This is a genomic window from Micromonospora sp. NPDC048907 (assembly GCF_055586885.1).
Window position 1 is genome coordinate 238,922 of sequence record NZ_JBVJHI010000006.1, and the last position, 19,701, is coordinate 258,622.

Genomic DNA, 19,701 nt, shown 5'->3' on the forward strand with positions numbered 1-19,701 from the left:
TCATGTGGTGGCTCCCGTACCGCCTGCCGGTGCGTGATGTCCCACCCCGACCCCTACGGCAACGCCGAGCCCCGCGGCTGGGACCGCCCGGCCCCCTCGCTGCCCTGGCCGGAGACCGACCTGGAGCCCGGGCCCTGGCGCCGGCCGGGTGCCGGCCCCGAGGCGTACGCGCGTCCGCCCGGCCGTCCCGCCGCCGACCCGTACGCCCGTCCCGGTGACGGCCACGACGGCCGGCCGTACGACGGATTCCCGCCTCCGGACCGGGGCTGGCACGACGAGCCGGCACCCCGCGGCCCGGGCCGCCTGGACGCCGGTCCCGGCGGTCGCCGACCGGCCCGGGGCGCGGAGCGCGACCCGTGGGAGCGTGACCCGCGCCAGCCGGACTATGGCGCCGACCCGGGCTACCGTCCCGACCCGCGCGACGCGGGCTACGGCCCGGACCCCCGGGAGCGCGGGTTCGGCCGGCCCGACGACGAGTACCCGACCGCCCAGATCGCTCCGGTGCGGGAGGAACCCACCAGCCACCTGCCGGTCGTTCGGGACGAGCCGGCCGTGGACCCCGAGCCGCCGGGCGGCCGCCGGTCGAAGGGCCGGCGCCGGGCGGGCGCGGACCGCCCGCCGACCGTCCAGCCGACGGCGTCCCGGGCGGGCCGCAACCTGCCGGCCGCGATCGGCGTCGGGCTGGCCCTCGGCGCGGCCATCGTGGTGCCGCTCTTCTTCTACCTGCCCGCGTTCCTCGCCGTGATCGCCGCCGCGATGGCGATCGGCTCCTGGGAGATGGCCCGCGCGGTCCGCCGCAGCGGCGCCCACCCGCCGCTGGTGCCGCTGGTCGCCGGTGGCGTGATCACCGTGGGGCTGGCCTGGTTCGCCGGTCCGGACGCGCTCTGCCTCGGCCTGCTGGTCACCGTGCTGGGCACGATGATCTGGCGGCTGGGCGACGGCCCGGGCAACTACCAGCGGGATCTCACCGCGGCCACCCTGATCGCGGTCTACGTGCCCTTCCTCGGCGGTTTCGCGGCGATGCTGGCGGCCGCCCCCGACGACGGTCACCTGCGGGTGCTGGTCACCCTGGTGGCCGTGGTGCTCTCCGACACCGGCGGCTACGCGGCCGGTGTCGCCTTCGGCAAGCACCCGATGGCCCCCACGATCAGCCCGAAGAAGTCCTGGGAGGGCTTCGCCGGCTCGGTGACCGCGGCGGCCGCGGGCAGTGCCCTGTTGCTCTGGCTGCTGCTCGACGTGGCCCCCTGGTGGGGCGCGCTCTTCGGGATGGCGATCTCCGGCGCGGCGGTGCTCGGCGACCTCGCCGAGTCCATGATCAAGCGCGACCTCGGGGTCAAGGACATGAGCAACCTGCTCCCCGGGCACGGCGGCCTGATGGACCGCCTCGACTCGATCCTGTTCGCCGTGCCGACCGCCTACCTGCTGCTGGCGATCTTCGTGCCGATGGCGGGCTGAGGCGTGAATCACGCGGGTGGCGTCGTCCCGGCCGGCCGGCCGGGGCCGATTCGGCACCCACGGACAGGTGCGTCCCCCGTTCGGCGTGTCAGACTGGACCCGCCATGACGAGCCTCCCGCTGATCTCCGTAGACCCCGACGCCCGCGGCCGCCGGCCCGCGATGCCACCCCGTCACCTCGCCGACCTGGACCTGCCGGGCCGGCAGGCGCTCGTCACTGAGCTGGGGGAGCCCGCGTTCCGCGCCAAGCAGGTCTCGAACCACTACTTCGGCCGTCTGGTCCGCGACCCGGCACAGATGACCGACCTGCCGGCGGCGACCCGGGAGCGGTTGGCGGGCACGCTGCTGCCGACCCTGCTCAACCCGGTGCGCGAGATGGCCTGCGACGACGGCGCCACGCGCAAGGCGCTCTGGCGGCTGCACGACGGCTCGCTGGTGGAGAGCGTGCTGATGGGCTACCCGGACCGGGTCACCGTCTGCATCTCCAGCCAGGCGGGCTGCGGCATGGCCTGCCCGTTCTGCGCCACCGGCCAGGCCGGGCTGACCCGCAACCTCTCCACCGCCGAGATCGTCGACCAGGCCGTCTACCTGGCCGGCGTGGCCGCCTCGGGCGCGGTGGCCGGCTCCCCGCCGCGCCTGTCGCACGTGGTGTTCATGGGCATGGGCGAGCCGCTGGCCAACTACGCGCGGGTCGTTGCGGCGATCCGCCGGCTGGTCGCCCCGGCCCCGGAAGGGCTCGGCCTGTCCCAGCGGCACATCACCGTTTCCACGGTCGGCCTGGTTCCGGCCATCCGCCGACTGGCCAGCGAAGACCTCTCAGTGACCCTTGCGTTGTCGCTGCACGCCCCCGATGATGAGCTGCGCGACGAACTCGTGCCGGTCAACCAGCGCTGGAAGGTGTCCGAGGTGCTGGACGCGGCGTGGGACTACGCGGACACGACGGGGCGTCGCGTGTCCATCGAATACGCGATGATCAAGGACGTGAACGACCAGCCGTGGAGAGCCGATCTGCTCGGGCGGCTGCTGGCCGGCAAGCTGGCCCACGTGAACCTGATCCCGCTCAACCCGACTCCGGGCAGCCGCTGGGACGCCAGCCCGAAGCCGGTCGAGCGGGAGTTCGTCCGGCGGTTGCGCGACGCCGGGGTGTCCACCACGGTGCGGGACACCCGGGGTCGCGAGATCGACGGGGCGTGTGGGCAGCTCGCCGCCGCCGAGGACAGGGACAGCGACCCACGCGCCGCAACGGCGTGACGGCGTAGCGGTAGAGACCAGGAGACATAGTGGCGAGTCAGGGTCAGCGTTTCCGGCGTAAGGCGCTCCGCCGGGGATACAAGGTCGACGAGGTGGACGCCTTCCTGGACCGGGTGGAGGCGACACTCGCCGGCCAGCCGGTCGGCGCGCCCGTGGCCTCCCAGGAGGTCCACGACGTCGTCTTCCGGGTCCGGTTCAACGGCTACGACGAGTGGCAGGTCGACCTGCACCTGGACCGGGTCGAGCGGCAGCTCGCCGAGCTGGAGGAGCGCGGTGGCGCCCCCGGCGGGCGCGGTGGCGATCCCCGGATGGCCGACCGCCTCGGCCCGCCGATGCGCGACGACCGTGGCCTCTCTCCGGTGCCGCAGCCCCCGATGCCACCCCGGCCGATGCCCGCGCAGGCCGGCCCGCCCGCCGACCGCTACGGCAACCGCTACGACGAGCCGACCGGCGCCTTCGCCGGCGGGTACGACGGCCCGCGCGGCGGCTACGACGCACCCCGAGGCCCGGGCGGTCCCGGTCCGATGGGTCCGGGCGCCCCGATGGGGCACGGCGGCCCGCCCTCCCGCGGTCTGCCCCCGGGCCCGGGCGGCTACGGCCAGGAGGAGCGCTTCGACGGCTTCGAGGCCGGCCGGCACGGCCACGCCGACATGACCGCCGAGTTCCGGATGCCCGAGCGGGACCTGCGCGACCCGCGCGGCCGTGGCCCGGCCGGCCCGCCGCCGCTGCCGCAGCAGGGCTACGGCCCGGACCAGGGCTACGGCCCGGACCCGGGTTACGGCGGCCCGGACCAGGGCTACGGTGGTGGCCCCGGCATGCCCGGCCCGCCGATGGCCGGTCCGCCGGTCGGTGGCCCGCCGATGGTGGGCCCGCCGATGGCCGGTCCGCCCGGCAGCGACCTCTACCGGGTGGACCAGATCCGCCGCAGCTTCCAGGTGCGCCGGTTCGGCAGCGGGTACGACCCGGACCAGGTCGACCGGTTCTTCGAGACGCTGCTCGGTGGCATGCAGGGCCGCAACCCGATGCCGGTGAACCCGAAGGACCTGGACACCCTGCGCTTCGGGCTGGTGCCCGGCGGCTACTTCGAGGCCGAGGTCGACGCCGCCCTCAAGGACGTGCAGGACATCCTGCTCGGCCGCTGAGCCCGTCGACGACGACGAAGGGCCCGTCCCCGATCGGGGGCGGGCCCTCGTGCGTACCGGCCGAGTGCGGGCCGGTCAGGACCGGAGGCCGTTGCGGCGCAGCACGGCGTCGCCGATGACGATGGCCAGCAGCAGCGCCGCGAGGCCGAACAGCCAGATGTTCTCGACGTTGCCCTCGTGGTTGCCGCAGAGCGCCATGAGCACCAACACCACCGCCGACAGCACCGCGCCGATCCGTCCGGACTTGCGGTGCCCCGGCCGGTGCTGGTCGGGCGCGGTTACCGGCTCGCTTCCTGCCACTGTCGGTCCTTCCCTCGCGATCGGATCTCCGGTTAGTCTGGCACGCCCCGTGGCGGCCCCGGTGCGGGGTCCGACCGGATGGGGGACACGTGACCCGCGAGGACGACCGCGAGCTGTACAAGCGGGCCCAGCAGGCGTGGGAGGCCAAGGACTGGCCGGTCGCCGGGGAGCTGTGGGAGCGCCTGGCGCGACGGTATCCGGACATCCCCGCGGCCGAGTCGTGGTGGTACAACGCCGCGCTGGCGCACAAGTTCCTGCGGAACTGGGCGAAGGCGTACGACCTGGGGCGGGAGGCGGCCGCCCGGTCGACGCCCGGCAGCGAGGACCCGGCGTTCTGGAACCTGGGCATCGCCGCGACGATCGTGGAGGACTGGGCGACGGCGCGGCATGCCTGGTCGGGGTACGGGCTGAACATCCCGGACGGCGAGGGTGAGATCGAGGCGGACTTCGGCACCACGCCGATCCGCCTGAGCGGTGGCGAGGTGGTCTGGGCCCGGCGGCTCTGTCCCACCCGCGCCCGCGTTCTGAACGTGCCGACACCGGGTTCCGGCCGGCGGTTCGGCGAGGTCGTGGTGCACGACGGCGCGCCCAACGGCGAGCGGACGGTGGACGGCCAGACCTATCCGGTCTTCGACGAGCTGCTGCTGTTCCGGGCCTCGGAGCTGCCGACCACCACCGTCGAGGTCGTCGCCGGCACGCCGGAGGACGTGCGCGCGTTGGCCGAGCTCTTCGACGCGCACGGGTACGCGGCGGAGCCGGCCAGCGGTGTCCGGGCCCTGTGCGCCTGCTGCAGCGGGGGGACCCTGCACCAGGACCGCGACCACCACGTCGCCGGCGGGCAGCGGGTGCACCTCGCGGCGCCCGCGGACCGCGTCGCCGGGCTGATGGATGCCTGGTCCGCATCGGCCCCGCAGCGGCGGAGCTGGACCGGAGCTGTCGAGAGCTGACACCCGCCCGGGCCGTTGGTCCCACGCCGCCGGGGCGGAAGGCCACTACCGGCGTCGCGGAACGGGGACCACACTGCCTCCGGTAGCGTCGTGACGTACGCCTGATGTCTTTTCGAGGGGGATTGCGGTGCGAGTGACCGGTACGGGCCATGCCAGCATGCGGATCGACACGGCCGCGGGCAGCATCCTGTGCGACCCGTGGGTCAATCCCGCCTACTTCGCCTCCTGGTTCCCCTTCCCGGACAACTCCCAGCTTGACTGGGCCACCCTCGGCCAGTGCGACTACCTGTACGTGTCGCACCTGCACCGGGACCACTTCGACGCCAGGCACCTGCGGGACCACATCTCCAAGGACGCCACCGTCCTGCTCCCCGAGTTCCCCACCTCGGAGATGGAGGACGAGCTGCGGGAGCTGGGCTTCACCAAGTTCCTCAAGGCCCCGAACGAGCAGGTCGTGGAGCTGCCCGGCGGCTTGAAGATCATGATTCAGGCGTTGACCAGCCCGACCGACGGACCGATCGGCGACTCCTCGCTCTGGGTGGAGTACGACGGGGTCCGGCTGCTCAACCAGAACGACGCCCGCCCCACCGACCTGACCGTCTTCGCCGAGCTGGGTCACGTGCACGCGCACCTGCTCCAGTTCTCCGGCGCGATCTGGTACCCGATGGTCTACGAGCTGCCCCAGGCGGCGAAGACCGCGTTCGGCAAGCAGAAGCGGGAGCGGCAGTTCGACCGCACCTGGCGCTACATCGACGACCTGAAGGCCGACCACGTCTTCCCGATCGCCGGCCCGCCCTGCTTCCTCGACGACGAGCTGTTCCAGTTCAACGACATCTTCGGCGACGAGGGGAACATCTTCCCCGACCAGTCGGTGTTCCTGTCCGAGTACGCCAAGGTCGGCGGGACCAACGGCATCGTCCTGCTGCCGGGCAGCGTCGCGGAGGTCACCACCGAGGGCGCGACCACCACCCACCCGGTGCCCGTCGAGGAGTTCTTCGCGAACAAGCGCGCCCACCTGGAGGAGATGCGGGAGCGCAAGCGCCCGATCATCGAGGCCGAGAAGGCGTCCTGGCGGCACCCCGAGGTGGACGTGCTCGGCGAGATGAAGCGCCGGATCGAGCCGCTGCTGGACGAGTCGATCTACCTGGCCAAGGGTGTCGGCGGCCCGGTCCGCTTCGACCTCGTCGGCTACGACAGCGAATCGGTCGAGTCGATCGTGGTGGACTTCCCGGGCAAGGAGGTCCGGCCGTACGCGGACGAGAAGGTCCGCTACCGGTTCCGCACCGAGCGGGCCCTGGTCGAGCACCTGCTGCACATCGGCGAGGTCGACTGGGTCAACTCGCTCTTTCTCTCCTGCCGGTTCTCGGCGGCCCGGATCGGCCAGTACAACGAGTTCGTCTACGCGTTCTTCAAGTGCCTCTCAGAGGAGCGCCTCCAGTACGCCGAGGGCTGGTACGACGAGCACGAGCGGGCCGTCGACGCCGAGGACATCACCCTCGACGGCTGGGTGGTGCAGCGCCGCTGCCCGCACCTGAAGGCGGACCTGAGCCGGTTCGGCATCGTGGAGGGCGACCAGCTCACCTGCCAGCTGCACGGGTGGAAGTTCGACATGGCGAGCGGCCGCTGCCTCACCAGCGTCGGCCACAAGATCCGCGCCCACCGGGCGGACGCCGACACCCCGGCCCCCGCGGGCGAGGCCGTCAGCTGAGTTTTCCCCCGCACGCCGCCCCCGCCGGGTGACCATCAGGTCGGGAAGGGGGCGGCGTGACGGACGCGGACGCGAGGGAGAGGGACTACCGCTACCGGCGTGACCGGGAGATGGCCCGGGACGCCTCCCGGGTGGAGACGTTCAGCGACGGCGTCTTCGCGGTCGTGCTGACGGTGATGGCCGTCGAACTGCTCCAGAACGGCCCGGCCCGGGCCGCCGGGCGGGAACTGCCGGACGCCCTCGCCCACGCCTGGCCGTCCTACCTGGCCTACGTGATCACCTTCGGGATCGCCGGCCAGATCTGGCTCGGCCACCACAACATGTGGCGGTACGTGGTCCGGGTCGACCAGGTGCTCGTCGTGTTCAACCTGCTCGTGCTGCTCTTCGTGGCCGCGATCCCGTTCACCGCCGACCTGCTGTCGGACAACCTGCGCGGAAGCGTGACCGAGCAGCGGCTGACCGCCGCCCTCTACCTCGGGACCGTGCTCGGCGAGTCGTGTTTCTTCAACCTGAGCTGGTGGTGGGCCCGCCGGCGCGGACTGCTGCACCCCGACCTGGACCCCGACCTGGCCCGGGCGGTGTCCCGGCGACTGCTGGTGCGCCCGCTGCTCTACCTGACCGCCTTCGCGTTCGTCTTCGTCGACCCGATCCTCAGCCTGGTCCTCTACCTGCTGCTCGTCGGCCTCTCCCTCATCCGCCGCCCCGGCGACCTGCCCCGCTTCGCCGCCGCCGACGGTGCCGGCGAGGTCAGCGGCCGAGGTCGCTGAGGATCCGCTGGGCGGCGTTGTGCCCGGCCGCGCCGATCACGCTGCCGGCCGGGTGGCAGCCGGCGCTGCCCGCGTAGACGCCGTCAATCCCGGTGGCGTAGGGCATCCGGTCGGTGAACGAGACGGTGTTGTCCACGTGGTGGATGTGCCCGCCGGTGATGCCGAAGTGCGCCTCGATGCCCGGCGGGGGCAGCGGCACGGCGTCGGCGATCAGGTCGCGGGTGCCCGGCGCGTACCGCTCGCAGATGTCGATCAGCCGGTCGACGTAGCCGGGCAGCGCCGCGTCCCAGGTGGTGCCGGCCAGCTCGTAGGGGACCGACTGGACGAACAGCGCCGACGAGTGGTGCCCGGCGCCGTCGGAGAGCGACGGGTCGACGGTGGTGTGCAGGTACCACTCGATTGTCGGTTCCTCGGGCAGCCGCCCGGCCTGCACGTCCGCCCACATGCCGCGCAGCGCGGCCATCGGCGCCTCCCCGCCGGCGCCGACCAGCGAGGCCGAGCCGGGGAGCAGGTGGATGGTGGACCCGAACGGGCTCGGCGCGTCCGGCGGCAGGCAGGAGAAGCGGGGCAGGCCGGTGAGCGCCAGGTTGAGCTTGAGCGTGGTGCCGGGCCGGCGGACCGCCGCCATCCGCGCGCCCAGCTCCGCCGGGAGCGCGCCGTCGGGCAGCAGCTCCATCAGCCGGTACGGGTCGCAGGCGCCGAGCACCACGGAGGCGGCCACCTCCCGCCCGTCGGCCAGCACCACCCCGGCGGCCGCGCCGCCGTCGAGGGTGACACCGGTGACCGGCGCGCCGGTGACGATGCGGGCGCCGGCCGCGCGGGCCGCGTCGGCGAAGGTCCGGGAGACGGTGCCCATCCCGCCCCGGGCGATCATCCAGGTGCCGTCGGAGCCGGGCAGCCGGCACATGTTGTGCACCAGGAAGTTGTGCCCGGTGCCCGGGTCGTCCGGGCCGGCGTTGAGCCCGGAGAGGCCGTCGGTGACCGCGTACATGCTGACCAGCAGCTCGGAGCGGAAGTCGAAGCGCGCCAGGTAGTCGGCGACCGAGCCGCGGACCAGGTCGACGAAGACCTGCCGGAGGGCGGGCCGGACGTACCGTTCGGCGGTGGCCTCCACCGGCAGCGGCTCGGCCAGCCAGGCCGGCGCCAGGTCCTCCCGGAGCTGGGCCAGCTCGGCCTGGAGCGCGTCGTCGGCGGCCACGTCCTCGGGCGAGAAGAACTCGGCGAGCTGCCGCCGGGTGCTCGCCGTGTCGCTGCCGAAGAGCAGGTACGGCGAGCCGAGCCCGCCCGGGGTGGGCAGGAAGTAGTGCGGGTCGCGGCGCAGCACCGGGATCGTCACGTCGAGGGTGGCGAGGAGTTCCGGCGGCATCAACCCGAGCAGGTACGACCCGGTGGAGTGCCGCAGCCCGGGCACCCTGGGGAACGGGTTCTCGGTGCGGGTGGCCCCGCCGATCACCTCGGCCGCCTCCAGCACCAGCACGTCGAGGCCGGCGCGGGCCAGCAGGATCGCCGAGACCAGCCCGTTGTGCCCGGAGCCGACCACGACGACGTCGGCGCGGGACGGCAGCTCACTCGCATCGCTCATGCCCGGGCAGCCTAGTGGCGCGGAGCCCCGCCCGGGGAGGGGTCGGCGGAGCGTACGCGGAACCGGGGCCGGCGGTCAGGCGCGGGCGGCCGCCCGGGCGGCCCGCCAGCGGGAGAGCGCCAGGGTGGCGGAGTAGCCGGCCAGCACGATCACGTGGAACAGGTAGAGCCAGAGCAGCACGGCGACCCCGCCGCCGATCTCGTCGAACCCGCCGAACGGCGCTCCCAGGTCCAGCGGCAGCGAGCAGAACAGCACGAAGCCGTGCAGGAACCCGGACAGGTTCGCCGCGGTGAACGAGCCCAGGCCCAGCGTGGCGAGCCAGTCCGGGGCGGCCGGCCCGACCACGCGGAACACCCAGACCAGCACCGGCGTGAGCACCAGCCACGTGGCCAGGAAGGAGAGCACCACGCCCAGCGCCCCCAGCCAGCCGCCCTGCCGGACCAGGTGGGTGGTGAGCGGGAGCGCCAGCAGCACCGCCAGCAGCAGCGCCGGGGCGGGGGCCAGCAGCGGAAGCAGCAGCAGCCGGCCCCGCCAGCCGACGAGGGTCCCGGCCTGCCCGCGGGGGATGGCGACGGAGACGAACGCGCGGCGCAGCCCCTCGCCGTAGAGCGACGCCGGCAGCAGCGCGGCCAGCGCCAGCAGCGGCGTCAACCCCAACCCGGCCTCCACCAGCGCGGCCACCGCCCGGTCGGCGCCGATGTCGGTGGGCAGCGTGTTGATCGCGTACGAGGTGAGCCGGCGCACCCGGTCGTCCCCGGCCACCAGCCCGGTCAGCCAGATCGCCAGCAGCGCCACCGGCACCACGGCGATGGCCCCGTAGAACGTGATCGCGGCGGCGTGCAGCGAGAGGTCCCGGCCGCGTACCGGCCCGAACGCCACGCCGGTGATCCGCTTCGCCCACTGCCATCCCGCACCCACCGCCACCGCCACCTCGTTCCCCGTGGGACGCCCCGGCACGCATTACGATCCGGCGTGTGATCACCTCGACCGAACGGCTGGTGGTCCGGGACTGGACGGATTCCCCGGACGACCTGGCCCGGATCTATGACATCTACTCGCGCGACGAGGTGATGCGCTGGCTCGGCGGCGGCGCGGGGCGGATGACCGACCCGGCCGAGGCCCGCGAGCGCCTGCACTCCTGGCGTGAGCGCTACGCGCCGTACGCCGGGCGTTGGGGCATCTGGGCGATCGAGCCGCGCGGGACCGGTCGGGCGGTCGGCAGCGTCCTGCTCAAGCCGCTGCCCGGGCGGGACGGGGTCACGCCCACCGACGACATCGAGGTCGGCTGGCACCTGCATCCCGACGCGCAGGGGCACGGCTACGCCACCGAGGCGGCCCGGGCCGTGCTGGAGCGCGAGTTCGCCGCCGGCACCCGACAGGTCCACGCGGTGGTGATGGCCGGCAACGAGCCGTCGATGGCGGTCGCCCGGCGCCTCGGCATGACCCACGTCGGCACCCGCACCGACTGGTACGGCGGCGCCGAACTGGAAACCTTCGTCCTGGCCCGCCCGGCGTAGCCGTTCGGCGGACATCGCCGGGTGGTGGCAGGCCGTAACGTCCGCTGCCGTGATGATCGAGTTCGAGGCGGCACCGGACCGGGTCAGGTTCACGGCTGCCTACCGCCGGCACCTGCGCCGCGTTTTCATGCCGTACCGCGGCACGGGACTCTCCCTGGGTGGACTGGCGATCGTCGCCCTGCTCCCGGCGCCCCGGATGGTCGCGACGCTCCTCGCCGCCAGCGCCGTGCTCTTCTTTTTCTTCTCCCCGGCTCTGATGCTGCACCGGGCGGTGGAGGCGGCATGGCGCGGAAACCGCGCGCCGACGCGCTGGGCTCTTTCGGAGGAGGGCCTGAAGTACGTGAGTGAGGAGGGATACGGCCTGTTGCGCTGGTCGACGGTGACCCGGGTCGAGCAGCTCGGGGACCAGCTCTACGTGAAGCTCGTCGGGGGCGCGGCGATCTTCCTTCCGACTTTCGCCCTCCCGGCCGAGAAGCAGCAGGAGCTGTTCGCCTTCCTCCGAGCCCGCGACCTGCTCGCGTGACGGTCGCCGCCCCCGCTCTCTGAATCTTGGAAACTTGCCGTTCGCAGCGAACGGCAAGTTTCCAAGATCCGCTGTCTCGATCCCGCCCGAGGAGGAGGCCGGCGCGGGGGAGTGAGGCTCCCAGCGGGCACTCAGGAGGGCTGGGGAAGAATGGGCGCGTGACGTCTCCCCGCGCCCTCGTCCTGCTCGGCTCCACCGGTTCGGTCGGCACCCAGGCCATCGACATCGTCCGGCGCAACCCGGAGCGGTTCCGGGTGGTGGCTCTCGGCGCCGGCGGCGGCAACGTCGAACTGCTCGCCGCGCAGGCCCTGGAGCTGGGTGTGGAGGCGGTCGGGGTGGCCCGGGCGTCCGCCGCCCAGGATCTCCAGCTCGCGTTCTACGCCGAGGCGAGCCGGCGCGGCTGGGCCACCGGCGACTTCAAGCTGCCCAAGATCGTGGCCGGGCCGGACGCGATGACCGAGCTGGCCGGGTGGCCCTGCGACGTGGTGCTCAACGCGGTGGTGGGCTCGCTCGGGCTCGCGCCGACCCTGGCCGCGCTGCGCGCCGGGCGTACCCTCGCGCTGGCCAACAAGGAGTCCCTCGTCGCCGGCGGCCCGCTGGTCAGGGCGGCGGTGACGCGGCCGGGGCAGATCGTCCCGGTGGACTCCGAGCACTCGGCGCTGGCCCAGTGCCTGCGCGGCGGCACCCGCGGCGAGGTGTGCCGGCTCGTGGTGACCGCCAGCGGCGGGCCGTTCCGGGGCCGCCGGCGCGACGAGTTGACCGAGGTCACACCGGAGCAGGCGCTGGCGCACCCCACCTGGAACATGGGTCCGGTGGTGACGATCAACTCCGCCACCATGGTCAACAAGGCGCTGGAGGTGATCGAGGCGCACGAGCTGTTCGACGTGCCCTACGCCGACATCGAGGTGATGGTCCACCCGCAGTCGGTGATCCACTCGATGGTCGAGTTCACCGACGGCTCGACGCTCGCCCAGGCCAGCCCGCCGGACATGCGGCTGCCCATCGCGCTCGGCCTCGGCTGGCCGGACCGGGTGCCCGGTGCCGCCGCCGCGGTCGACTGGACCCGGGCGCACAGCTGGGAGTTCTTCCCGCTCGACGACGCCGCGTTCCCGGCGGTCGCGCTGGCCAAGGCGGCCGGCGCGGCCGGGCGCTGCCGGCCGGCGATCTACAACGCGGCGAACGAGGAGTGCGTGGCGGCCTTCGTGGCGGGCCGGCTGCCCTTCCTCGGCATCGTCGACACCCTGGAACGGGTGTTGGAGGACGCTCCGGACTTCGACGAACCAGGTACCGTCGAGGACGTGCTCGCCGCCGAGTCGTGGGCACGGGGGCACGCCCAGGCGATCATCGCCGGGTCGCTGGAAGGAGCTTGATGAGTTACCTGCTCGGGGTGGCGCTGTTCGCCCTGGCGATCCTCATCTCGGTGAGCCTGCACGAGGCGGGGCACATGCTCACCGCCAAGGCGTTCGGGATGAAGGTCACCCGCTACTTCGTCGGTTTCGGGCCGACGCTCTGGTCGTTTCGGCGCGGCGAGACCGAGTACGGCGTCAAGGGCGTCCCGCTCGGCGGCTTCTGCAAGATCGTCGGGATGACCCCGCAGGACGACGACGTGGAACCGGGGGACGAGAAGCGCGCCATGTGGCGCTACCCGGTGTGGAAGCGGACGATCGTGATGTCCGCGGGCTCCATCACCCACTTCGCCCTGGCCCTCGTGACCCTCTGGATCCTCGCGGTCTCCGCCGGCCTGCCCAACCCGGAGTTCCCGAGCACGGAGGAGGGCTTCAAGGCCGAGCCGGCCGTGATCGCCCTGGCCCCGTGCGTGGTGGTGGAGAACGCCGGCCGCGCCTGCCAGGCCGGCGACCCGGCCAGCCCGGCCGCGAAGGCCCAGCTGCGGGACGGCGACCGGATCACCGCGGTGAACGGCCGGCCGGTCTCCACCTGGGGCGACATGCTGGACGTGGTCCGGGCCACCCCACCCGGCGCGGCCACCGTCGAGTACGTCCGCGACGGCAAGCCCGCCACCGCCACCGTCGACCTGGCCGCCGTGCAGCGCCCGCCGCTGGGCGACCCGAAGGGTGCCACCTCGGCGGTGTCCGCCCTCGGCGTCGCGCTCCAGCCGACCACCCCGACCCGGGTCCAGTACGGTCCGGCCGGCGCGTTCGGCGCGACCGCCGACTTCACCGGCAACATGGCGGTGCAGACCCTGCACGCCATGCAGCGGATCCCGCAGAAGGTCCCCGCCCTCTGGACCGCGGTCACCGGCGGCGAGCGGGACGTGGACACCCCGATCAGCGTGGTCGGCGCCAGCCGGCTCGGCGGCGAGGCCGTGGAGAACAACGCCTGGCTGGTGTTCTTCATGCTCTTCGTCTCGCTGAACTTCTTCATCGGCGTGTTCAACCTGCTGCCGCTGCTCCCGCTGGACGGCGGTCACATCGCCATCGCCTGGTTCGAGCGGGCCCGCTCCTGGCTCTACGCCCGGATCGGCCGGGCCGACCCGGGCCGCGTCGACTACCTGAAGCTCATGCCCCTCACGTACGCGGTGATCCTCGTCGGTGGCGCGTTCACGCTCCTGACCGTCACCGCGGACGTCGTCAACCCGATCACGCTCTTCTCAAGGTGAGTGCCTGAAGTGACCGCTGTCAGTCTCGGTATGCCCCCCGTACCGCCGCCGCCGCTCGCCCCGCGCCGGGCCAGCCGCCAGATCATGGTCGGTTCGGTGCCGGTCGGTGGGGGCGCGCCGGTCTCGGTGCAGTCCATGACCACCACCCTGACCGCCGACGTGAACGCCACCCTCCAGCAGATCGCCGAGCTGACCGCGTCCGGCTGCCAGATCGTCCGGGTGGCCGTGCCGTCCCAGGACGACGTCGAGGCGCTGCCCGCGATCGCCAGGAAGTCGCAGATCCCGGTGATCGCCGACATCCACTTCCAGCCGAAGTACGTCTTCGCGGCGATCGACGCCGGCTGCGCCGCGGTCCGGGTGAACCCGGGCAACATCCGGCAGTTCGACGACAAGGTCAAGGAGATCGCCCGGGCGGCCGGCGACGCGGGCGTGCCGATCCGGATCGGCGTGAACGCCGGCTCACTGGACAAGCGTCTCCTGGCCAAGTACGGCAAGGCCACCGCCGAGGCGCTCGTCGAGTCGGCACTCTGGGAGTGCTCGCTGTTCGAGGAGCACGGCTTCCGGGACATCAAGATCTCGGTGAAGCACAACGACCCGGTGGTGATGATCCGGGCGTACCGGCAGCTCGCCGAGAAGTGCGACTACCCGCTGCACCTGGGCGTGACCGAGGCGGGCCCGGCGTTCCAGGGCACCATCAAGTCCGCGGTGGCGTTCGGCGCGCTGCTCGCCGAGGGGATCGGCGACACCATCCGGGTCTCGCTGTCCGCCCCGCCGGTCGAGGAGATCAAGGTCGGCACCGCGATCCTGGAGTCGCTGGGCCTGCGCGAGCGGGGTCTGGAGATCGTCTCCTGCCCGTCCTGCGGCCGTGCCCAGGTCGACGTCTACAAGCTGGCCGAGGAGGTCACCGCAGGCCTGGAGGGGCTGCCGGTGCCGCTGCGCGTGGCCGTCATGGGCTGCGTGGTGAACGGCCCGGGTGAGGCCCGCGAGGCCGACCTCGGTGTCGCCTCCGGCAACGGCAAGGGCCAGATCTTCGTCAAGGGCCAGGTGGTCAAGACCGTGCCCGAGGGCCAGATCGTGGAGACGCTCATCGAGGAGGCGCTGCGGATCGCCGACGAGATGGGCGCCGAGATCCCCGAGGAGCTGCGCGGCCTGGTGCCGGGCGGCGCCACGGTCACCGTGCACTGACCGCCGCGCCACCGACGACGTGCGGCCGTCCCCACCGGGGGGCGGCCGCACGCGCCGTCTCAGGCCCGCGCCACCGGCCGGGGCACGGCGGCGAACTCGGAGAGGGTGAACCACCGGGGCAGGGCCCGGCGCAGCGCCTCCGGCCCGGCCACCTCGACGGCGCCGCCGCGCAGCGCCGCCGGCCAGTCCAGGTCGCCCAGCCACACCTGGACGAGGGCGCGCAGGCTCGCGGTCACCGTCACGGTCACGTCGTGCCCGGGGTCCACGTCGCAGACGTCGGCCTCCCCGGTGGCGATGACCAGCCACCAGTCGCGCAGTGCCGCGGGCACGTCCCGGAAGCGGAAGTGCACGACGGTACGTCCGGGCGGCACCGCCTCGTGGTCGACGTGCCGGTGCATGTCCCACAGCAGGAGCTTCGGGTCCAGGTCGGGATCGCCCAGCTCGCCGATCCAGCGCACCCCCCAGGCGCCGAGCGCCTCGAGCACCGGCCGCAGCTCGCGGCCGGCCTGGGTGGGGACGTACCGCACGTCGGCGCCGTCGACGTGCCGCTCGACCACACCGGCGCGGACGAGCTGGTGCAGCCGCCGGGACAGCAGGGTGGGCGACATCCGGGGCAGGCCGCGGCGCAGCTCGTTGAAGCGCTCGGATCCGCTCACCAGTTCCCGGACGACGAGCAGCGTCCAGCGCTCGTCGAGCAGCTCCATGGCCTTCGCCACGGGGCAGAACTGGTGGTAGGAGGCCCCCATGGGCGGCACGCTACGCCGCCGGGACGGGCCGGGCCAGGAACCTGTCGGGAGCGGTACACATCTCGTACTGGGTGGCCGCTCCTCCGCTGCCTAGCGTCCCTGCCAGGACGAGACGGAGGAGCAGAGAATGATCGACGAGATGGAGCGGGACCGGGCCGTGAAGGCCGGGCACCGGCGGATGTGGGCTCTCGGCAGCTACGCCACGGTCGCCGAGGAGGTCATCCCCGAGCTGGGGGCGGTCCTGGTGAGGGCGGCGGGGGTGGGGCCCGGTGACCGGGTGCTGGACGTGGCCGCCGGCACCGGCAACGCGGCCGTCCCGGCGGCCCTGGCCGGGGCCCAGGTGGTGGCCAGCGACCTGACCCCGGAGCTGCTGGACATCGGGCGGGCGCTGGCCGCGAAGCGTGGCGCGGAGCTGGACTGGCAGGAGGCCGACGCCGAGGCGCTCCCGTACGCGGACGGGGAGTTCGACCGGGTGCTGTCCTGTGTGGGGGTGATGTTCGCACCCCGGCACCGGGCCGCCGCCGACGAACTGGTCCGGGTCTGCCGGCCGGGCGGCACGATCGGCCTGGTCAACTGGACTCCCGAGGGTTTCATCGGGCAGTTGTTCGCCACCATGAGGCCGTACGCGCCCCCGCCGCCGCCCGGGGCGCAGCCGCCGCCGCTGTGGGGCGACGAGGAGCACGTCCGGGCCCTGCTCGGCGACCGGGTCACCGATCTCGTGCTGCGCCGCGAGACGGTCACCGTGGACCGGTTCGCCGCTCCCGAGGACTTTCGCGACTACTTCAAGGCCCACTACGGGCCGACGATCGCGGTGTACCGGGCCAACGCCGAGGACCCCGAGCGGGTCGCCGCGCTCGACGGCGATCTCGCGGACCTGGCCCGGCGGCACACCGAGGCCGGGGTGATGCGCTGGGAGTACCTGCTGGTCACGGCCCGGCGGCGCGGCTGACGGCGGCGCCGGCCGGGGTGGCGGTCCCGTGACCACCCCGGCCGGCGAACCGTCTGCGGCGACTCACTCGGATTCGGCGAGGATCGCGTACAGCTTGCGCCGGGTCTCGTCGAGCACCTGGGCGGCGCGGGCCCGCTGGTCGTCGGTGCCGGTCATCATGACCTGCCGCAGGGCGTGCATGGCCTGCGCCCCGGCGTCGCGGATGTCGTGCCAGCTGTTCACGGTCTGCTCGGCGAACTCACCCCAGGGCGGGGTCTGCGCCGCCTCGGCGGCCTCGGCCTGGCCCTGCTCGGTGAGGGCGAACCGCTTCCGCCCGCCGTCGGAGTCGGCGGCGGCCGCGACGACGCCCTCGTCCTCCAGCAGCTGGAGGGTCGGGTAGATCGAGCCGGGGCTGGGGCGCCAGGCCCCGCCGGTCCGGGAGTCGATCTCCTGGATCATCTCGTAGCCGTGCATCGGCCGCTCGGTGAGCAGCGCCAGCACGGCGCCGCGCACGTTGGGCCGGCGGCCGCGTCCCCGGCCGCGCCCACGGCCGTGACCGTGACCGTGCGGTCCGGGCGGGAACGGCGGCGGTCCCGGGGGCACGGGCGGGAAGCCGAAGCCCCGCATCCGCATCTCGTCGTGCACGGCGTGCATCCGTCGGTGGAAACCCATCGGGCTCTCCTTCTGTCGTCCTATACCTGATGCATCAACGATATATCGGCAATGCATCGCCGACAAGAGGATCCCGAGACGGGGCTCCAAACCGTACGTACGTTTTGCTAGGGTCTCGGTGTGCGCCTGCTTCCCGAACCGGGCCCGTCCCGGACCCTCGCCCTGTCCACCCTGATCAACACCGTGGGCCGGGGCACGTGGCTCACCGCCAGCGCGCTCTTCCTCACCCGCTCGGTCGGGCTCACCGTGGCCCAGGTCGGCGTCGCCCTCACCCTCACCGCGCTGGTGAGCCTCGTGACCAGCACGCCGATGGGCTACCTGGCCGACCGGCTCGGCCCCCGCGGGCTCCAGATCACCGCGCTGCTCGCCTCCGCCGGGTTCACCGCCGCCCTGGTGGCCGTCCGCTCCTTCGCCGGCTTCCTGGTGGTCGGGGTGCTGATGGCGGTCGCCGACTCCGCGACCCGGGGCGCCCGGGGCGCGCTGATCGCCGGCGCGGTACCGCCGGACCAGCGGGTGCACACCCGGGCCTACCTGCGCGCGGTCACCAACGTCGGGATCTCGGTGGGCACCGTGCTGGCCGGCTTCGGCCTGGCCGCCGACACCCGGACCGCGTACGTGTCGCTGATCCTGCTCGACTGCGCGACCTACCTGGTGGCCGCGGCCGTGCTGCTCCGGCTGCCCGCCGTGCCGCCGGTGCCGGCGCCGACCCACGGGCCGCGGCTCATCGCCCTGCGGGACCGGCCGTTCCTCGCCTTCACGGTGCTCGACGGGCTCATGTCGATGCACTTCAGCCTGATCAACATCGCCCTGCCGCTCTGGATCGCCGGACACACCACCGCGCCGCGCTGGCTGATCTCCGCCTGCCTGCTGGTCAACACCGTGGTGGTGGTGCTCTTCCAGGTCCGCGCCTCGCGGGGCACCGAGGACCTCGCCGGGGCCGGCCGGGCAGCCCGCCGGGCCGGCGCGGTGATCGCGGTCGCCTGCGCCCTCTTCGCGGCCGGCGGCGGCGTGCCGGTCGCGGTGGCGGTGCCCCTGCTGCTCGGCGGCGCGCTGGTGCACGTGGTGGGGGAGTTGTGGCATGCGGCGGCCGGCTGGGGCATCTCCTTCGGGCTCGCCCCCGCCCACGCGCAGGGCCAGTACCAGGGCGCGTACGGGATGGGCATGCAGCTCGGCTCGATGGTCGCCCCGGTGGTGGTGACCACCCTGGCGATCGGCTGGGGCGTGCCGGGGTGGCTGCTGCTCGGTGGGCTGTTCCTGGTGCTCGGGGTGCTGGTGCCGCCGGTGGTGCGCTGGGCGGCCCGGACCCGGCCCGCCGTGCCGGACGCGGAACCGGTTCCGGTCGGCTGAGCCGCCGCTCACCACCGATCGTCCGGCGTCTTCAGGTCGGCCCGCGCGGGGCCGGGTGCATCTGGCAGGCTGGTATCCGTGCTCACGCTTCCGGTACGCCAGCTCGGGGAGTCGGAGCGCCGTGCTGTCGAACGGCTGCTCGACCTCGACCCGTACGCGGGCGCGCAGGTCGCCGAGCGGGTGGCGGCGCGGGGGCTGGCCTGGTGGCGCGCCGAGGGGCGGATCCTGGGCTACGGCTCGCGCCGCAACCTGGAGTCCATCTGCTGGCTGGGCGGCAACCTGACCCCGGTGCTCGCCTCGGAGTCGGCGGTGGCCGCCTTCGCCGAGCAGTTGAGCACCGAGGAGCGGCTCTGCTCGTCGATCGTGGGCCGGGCCGACGCCGTGCTCGGGCTGTGGGACCGCCTCTCCGCCCACTGGGGTCCGGCCCGGGACGTACGCCCCAACCAGCCCCTGCTGGCCACGGAGGCGCTGCCCGCCGTGGCGCCCGACCCGGAGGTGCGCCGGGTCCGCGGCAGTGAGGTCGACCGGCTCTTCCCGGCGGCGGTGGCCATGTACACCGAGGAGGTCGGGGTGTCGCCGCTGGCCGAGGACGGCGGGCGCGGCTACCGGCGGCGGGTGACCGACCTGGTCCGTGCGGGCCGGGCCTACGCCCGGTTCGTGGACGGCAGGGTGGTCTTCAAGGCCGAGCTGGCCGTGGTCACCCGGCGGACCGCGCAGGTGCAGGGGGTCTGGGTCGCGCCGGAGTGGCGGGGCCGGGGCATCGCGACCGCGGCCATGGCGGCCGTGATGCGCGACGCGCTGGAGCGGGTCGCCCCCTCGGTGAGCCTCTACGTGAACGACTTCAACCTGCCCGCCCGCCGGGTCTACCAGCGCTGCGGCTTCCGCCCGGTCGGCACGCTCGCCACCGTGCTGTTCTGAGGACGACCCGGGCCGCATGGCCGGGATCACGTCGCTCCACCTTGCGCCGAACCGGACAGTCGACGCTATGCTGACCTTGTTTTTGTACTGACCGGTC

The 19,701-nt window shown here is 73.6% G+C and carries 19 protein-coding genes; 14 read left to right on the top strand and 5 right to left on the bottom strand.

Going from position 1 to position 19,701, the window contains the following annotated elements; all coding sequences use genetic code 11:
* Positions 1 to 36 precede the first annotated feature (36 nt).
* From ACZ6PY_RS22610 to ACZ6PY_RS22620, 3 genes are all read left to right on the top strand, one after another.
* Positions 37 to 1,455 carry a phosphatidate cytidylyltransferase gene (locus ACZ6PY_RS22610; RefSeq protein WP_466074870.1) on the top strand — a complete coding sequence of 473 codons (1,419 nt, stop codon included), beginning with the start codon at positions 37 to 39 and terminating at the stop codon, positions 1,453 to 1,455.
* 104 nt (positions 1,456 to 1,559) lie between these two features.
* Positions 1,560 to 2,705, top strand: a complete 1,146-nt coding sequence (rlmN, locus tag ACZ6PY_RS22615) for a dual-specificity RNA methyltransferase RlmN (RefSeq protein ID WP_262281395.1) — start codon at positions 1,560 to 1,562, stop codon at positions 2,703 to 2,705.
* Between the two features lie 29 nt (positions 2,706 to 2,734).
* Entirely contained in the window at positions 2,735 to 3,847 is a 1,113-nt protein-coding gene (locus tag ACZ6PY_RS22620) for a DivIVA domain-containing protein (RefSeq protein WP_466074871.1), read from the top strand.
* A gap of 75 nt (positions 3,848 to 3,922) precedes the next feature.
* On the opposite strand, the gene ACZ6PY_RS22625 is transcribed toward ACZ6PY_RS22620, so the two are convergent.
* Positions 3,923 to 4,147 (bottom strand): DUF2631 domain-containing protein, encoded by a 225-nt coding sequence (locus ACZ6PY_RS22625; RefSeq protein WP_466074872.1) that lies wholly within the window; start codon positions 4,145 to 4,147, stop codon positions 3,923 to 3,925.
* 89 nt (positions 4,148 to 4,236) lie between these two features.
* Between ACZ6PY_RS22625 and ACZ6PY_RS22630 the strand changes: the two genes are divergently transcribed.
* The 3 genes from ACZ6PY_RS22630 (at position 4,237) to ACZ6PY_RS22640 (ending at position 7,569) form a co-directional block, all read left to right on the top strand.
* Entirely contained in the window at positions 4,237 to 5,094 is an 858-nt protein-coding gene (locus ACZ6PY_RS22630; RefSeq protein ID WP_466074873.1) for a hypothetical protein, read from the top strand.
* A gap of 127 nt (positions 5,095 to 5,221) precedes the next feature.
* The gene (locus tag ACZ6PY_RS22635; protein ID WP_466074874.1) at positions 5,222 to 6,802 is read left to right on the top strand and encodes a Rieske 2Fe-2S domain-containing protein; all 1,581 of its coding nucleotides are present in this window, start codon (positions 5,222 to 5,224) and stop codon (positions 6,800 to 6,802) included.
* 110 nt (positions 6,803 to 6,912) lie between these two features.
* Positions 6,913 to 7,569: a TMEM175 family protein gene (locus tag ACZ6PY_RS22640; protein WP_466075219.1), complete on the top strand. Its 657-nt coding sequence runs from the start codon at positions 6,913 to 6,915 to the stop codon at positions 7,567 to 7,569.
* Here the strand turns inward: ACZ6PY_RS22640 and ACZ6PY_RS22645 are convergent.
* Together ACZ6PY_RS22645 and ACZ6PY_RS22650 are read right to left on the bottom strand one after the other, a co-directional pair.
* Positions 7,550 to 9,151: a phytoene desaturase family protein gene (locus ACZ6PY_RS22645; protein WP_466074875.1), complete on the bottom strand. Its 1,602-nt coding sequence runs from the start codon at positions 9,149 to 9,151 to the stop codon at positions 7,550 to 7,552. The genes ACZ6PY_RS22640 and ACZ6PY_RS22645 overlap by 20 nt on opposite strands.
* A 75-nt stretch (positions 9,152 to 9,226) precedes the next feature.
* On the bottom strand, positions 9,227 to 10,069 hold the full coding sequence (locus ACZ6PY_RS22650) for a YhjD/YihY/BrkB family envelope integrity protein (RefSeq protein ID WP_466075221.1): 843 nt from the start codon (positions 10,067 to 10,069) through the stop codon (positions 9,227 to 9,229).
* A 56-nt stretch (positions 10,070 to 10,125) separates the two neighbouring features.
* Between ACZ6PY_RS22650 and ACZ6PY_RS22655 the strand changes: the two genes are divergently transcribed.
* From ACZ6PY_RS22655 to ispG, 5 genes are all read left to right on the top strand, one after another.
* Complete coding sequence (locus ACZ6PY_RS22655) at positions 10,126 to 10,668, top strand: GNAT family N-acetyltransferase (protein WP_466074876.1); 543 nt, start codon at positions 10,126 to 10,128, stop codon at positions 10,666 to 10,668.
* 52 nt (positions 10,669 to 10,720) lie between these two features.
* On the top strand, positions 10,721 to 11,191 hold the full coding sequence (locus ACZ6PY_RS22660; RefSeq protein WP_466074877.1) for a YcxB family protein: 471 nt from the start codon (positions 10,721 to 10,723) through the stop codon (positions 11,189 to 11,191).
* Positions 11,192 to 11,349: 158 nt separating this feature from the next.
* Positions 11,350 to 12,561, top strand: a complete 1,212-nt coding sequence (gene dxr / locus ACZ6PY_RS22665; protein WP_466074878.1) for a 1-deoxy-D-xylulose-5-phosphate reductoisomerase — start codon at positions 11,350 to 11,352, stop codon at positions 12,559 to 12,561.
* Positions 12,561 to 13,808, top strand: coding sequence for a M50 family metallopeptidase (locus ACZ6PY_RS22670; protein WP_466074879.1), 1,248 nt, complete (start codon positions 12,561 to 12,563; stop codon positions 13,806 to 13,808). The genes dxr and ACZ6PY_RS22670 overlap by 1 nt, the downstream gene beginning before the upstream one ends.
* A 9-nt stretch (positions 13,809 to 13,817) precedes the next feature.
* Positions 13,818 to 14,993: a flavodoxin-dependent (E)-4-hydroxy-3-methylbut-2-enyl-diphosphate synthase gene (gene ispG, locus ACZ6PY_RS22675; protein ID WP_466074880.1), complete on the top strand. Its 1,176-nt coding sequence runs from the start codon at positions 13,818 to 13,820 to the stop codon at positions 14,991 to 14,993.
* Between the two features lie 59 nt (positions 14,994 to 15,052).
* Here ispG and ACZ6PY_RS22680 read toward each other — a convergent pair whose 3' ends face one another.
* Complete coding sequence (locus tag ACZ6PY_RS22680; protein WP_466074881.1) at positions 15,053 to 15,739, bottom strand: winged helix-turn-helix transcriptional regulator; 687 nt, start codon at positions 15,737 to 15,739, stop codon at positions 15,053 to 15,055.
* A gap of 127 nt (positions 15,740 to 15,866) precedes the next feature.
* Between ACZ6PY_RS22680 and ACZ6PY_RS22685 the strand changes: the two genes are divergently transcribed.
* Complete coding sequence (locus ACZ6PY_RS22685) at positions 15,867 to 16,688, top strand: class I SAM-dependent methyltransferase (RefSeq protein ID WP_466074882.1); 822 nt, start codon at positions 15,867 to 15,869, stop codon at positions 16,686 to 16,688.
* A gap of 63 nt (positions 16,689 to 16,751) precedes the next feature.
* Here the strand turns inward: ACZ6PY_RS22685 and ACZ6PY_RS22690 are convergent, their stop codons facing one another.
* Positions 16,752 to 17,339 carry a PadR family transcriptional regulator gene (locus ACZ6PY_RS22690; RefSeq protein ID WP_466074883.1) on the bottom strand — a complete coding sequence of 196 codons (588 nt, stop codon included), beginning with the start codon at positions 17,337 to 17,339 and terminating at the stop codon, positions 16,752 to 16,754.
* Between the two features lie 120 nt (positions 17,340 to 17,459).
* On the opposite strand from ACZ6PY_RS22690, the gene ACZ6PY_RS22695 reads away from it, so the two are divergent.
* On the top strand, positions 17,460 to 18,686 hold the full coding sequence (locus tag ACZ6PY_RS22695; RefSeq protein ID WP_466074884.1) for an MFS transporter: 1,227 nt from the start codon (positions 17,460 to 17,462) through the stop codon (positions 18,684 to 18,686).
* 78 nt (positions 18,687 to 18,764) lie between these two features.
* A complete protein-coding gene (locus ACZ6PY_RS22700; RefSeq protein WP_466074885.1) occupies positions 18,765 to 19,604 on the top strand; it encodes a GNAT family N-acetyltransferase in 840 nt (279 codons plus the stop codon).
* Positions 19,605 to 19,701 lie beyond the last annotated feature (97 nt).

Excerpts from the sequence above, each read along its gene's own strand:
- ACZ6PY_RS22610 (WP_466074870.1), top strand. The coding sequence starts at position 37 with ATGTCCCACCCCGACCCCTACGGCAACGCCGAGCCCCGCGGCTGGGAC.
- rlmN (WP_262281395.1), top strand. The coding sequence starts at position 1,560 with ATGACGAGCCTCCCGCTGATCTCCGTAGACCCCGACGCCCGCGGCCGC.
- ACZ6PY_RS22640 (WP_466075219.1), top strand. The coding sequence starts at position 6,913 with ATGGCCCGGGACGCCTCCCGGGTGGAGACGTTCAGCGACGGCGTCTTC.
- ACZ6PY_RS22645 (WP_466074875.1), bottom strand. The coding sequence starts at position 9,151 with ATGAGCGATGCGAGTGAGCTGCCGTCCCGCGCCGACGTCGTCGTGGTC.
- ACZ6PY_RS22660 (WP_466074877.1), top strand. The coding sequence starts at position 10,721 with ATGATCGAGTTCGAGGCGGCACCGGACCGGGTCAGGTTCACGGCTGCC.
- ACZ6PY_RS22670 (WP_466074879.1), top strand. The coding sequence starts at position 12,561 with ATGAGTTACCTGCTCGGGGTGGCGCTGTTCGCCCTGGCGATCCTCATC.
- ACZ6PY_RS22680 (WP_466074881.1), bottom strand. The coding sequence starts at position 15,739 with ATGGGGGCCTCCTACCACCAGTTCTGCCCCGTGGCGAAGGCCATGGAG.
- ACZ6PY_RS22685 (WP_466074882.1), top strand. The coding sequence starts at position 15,867 with ATGATCGACGAGATGGAGCGGGACCGGGCCGTGAAGGCCGGGCACCGG.
- ACZ6PY_RS22690 (WP_466074883.1), bottom strand. The coding sequence starts at position 17,339 with ATGGGTTTCCACCGACGGATGCACGCCGTGCACGACGAGATGCGGATG.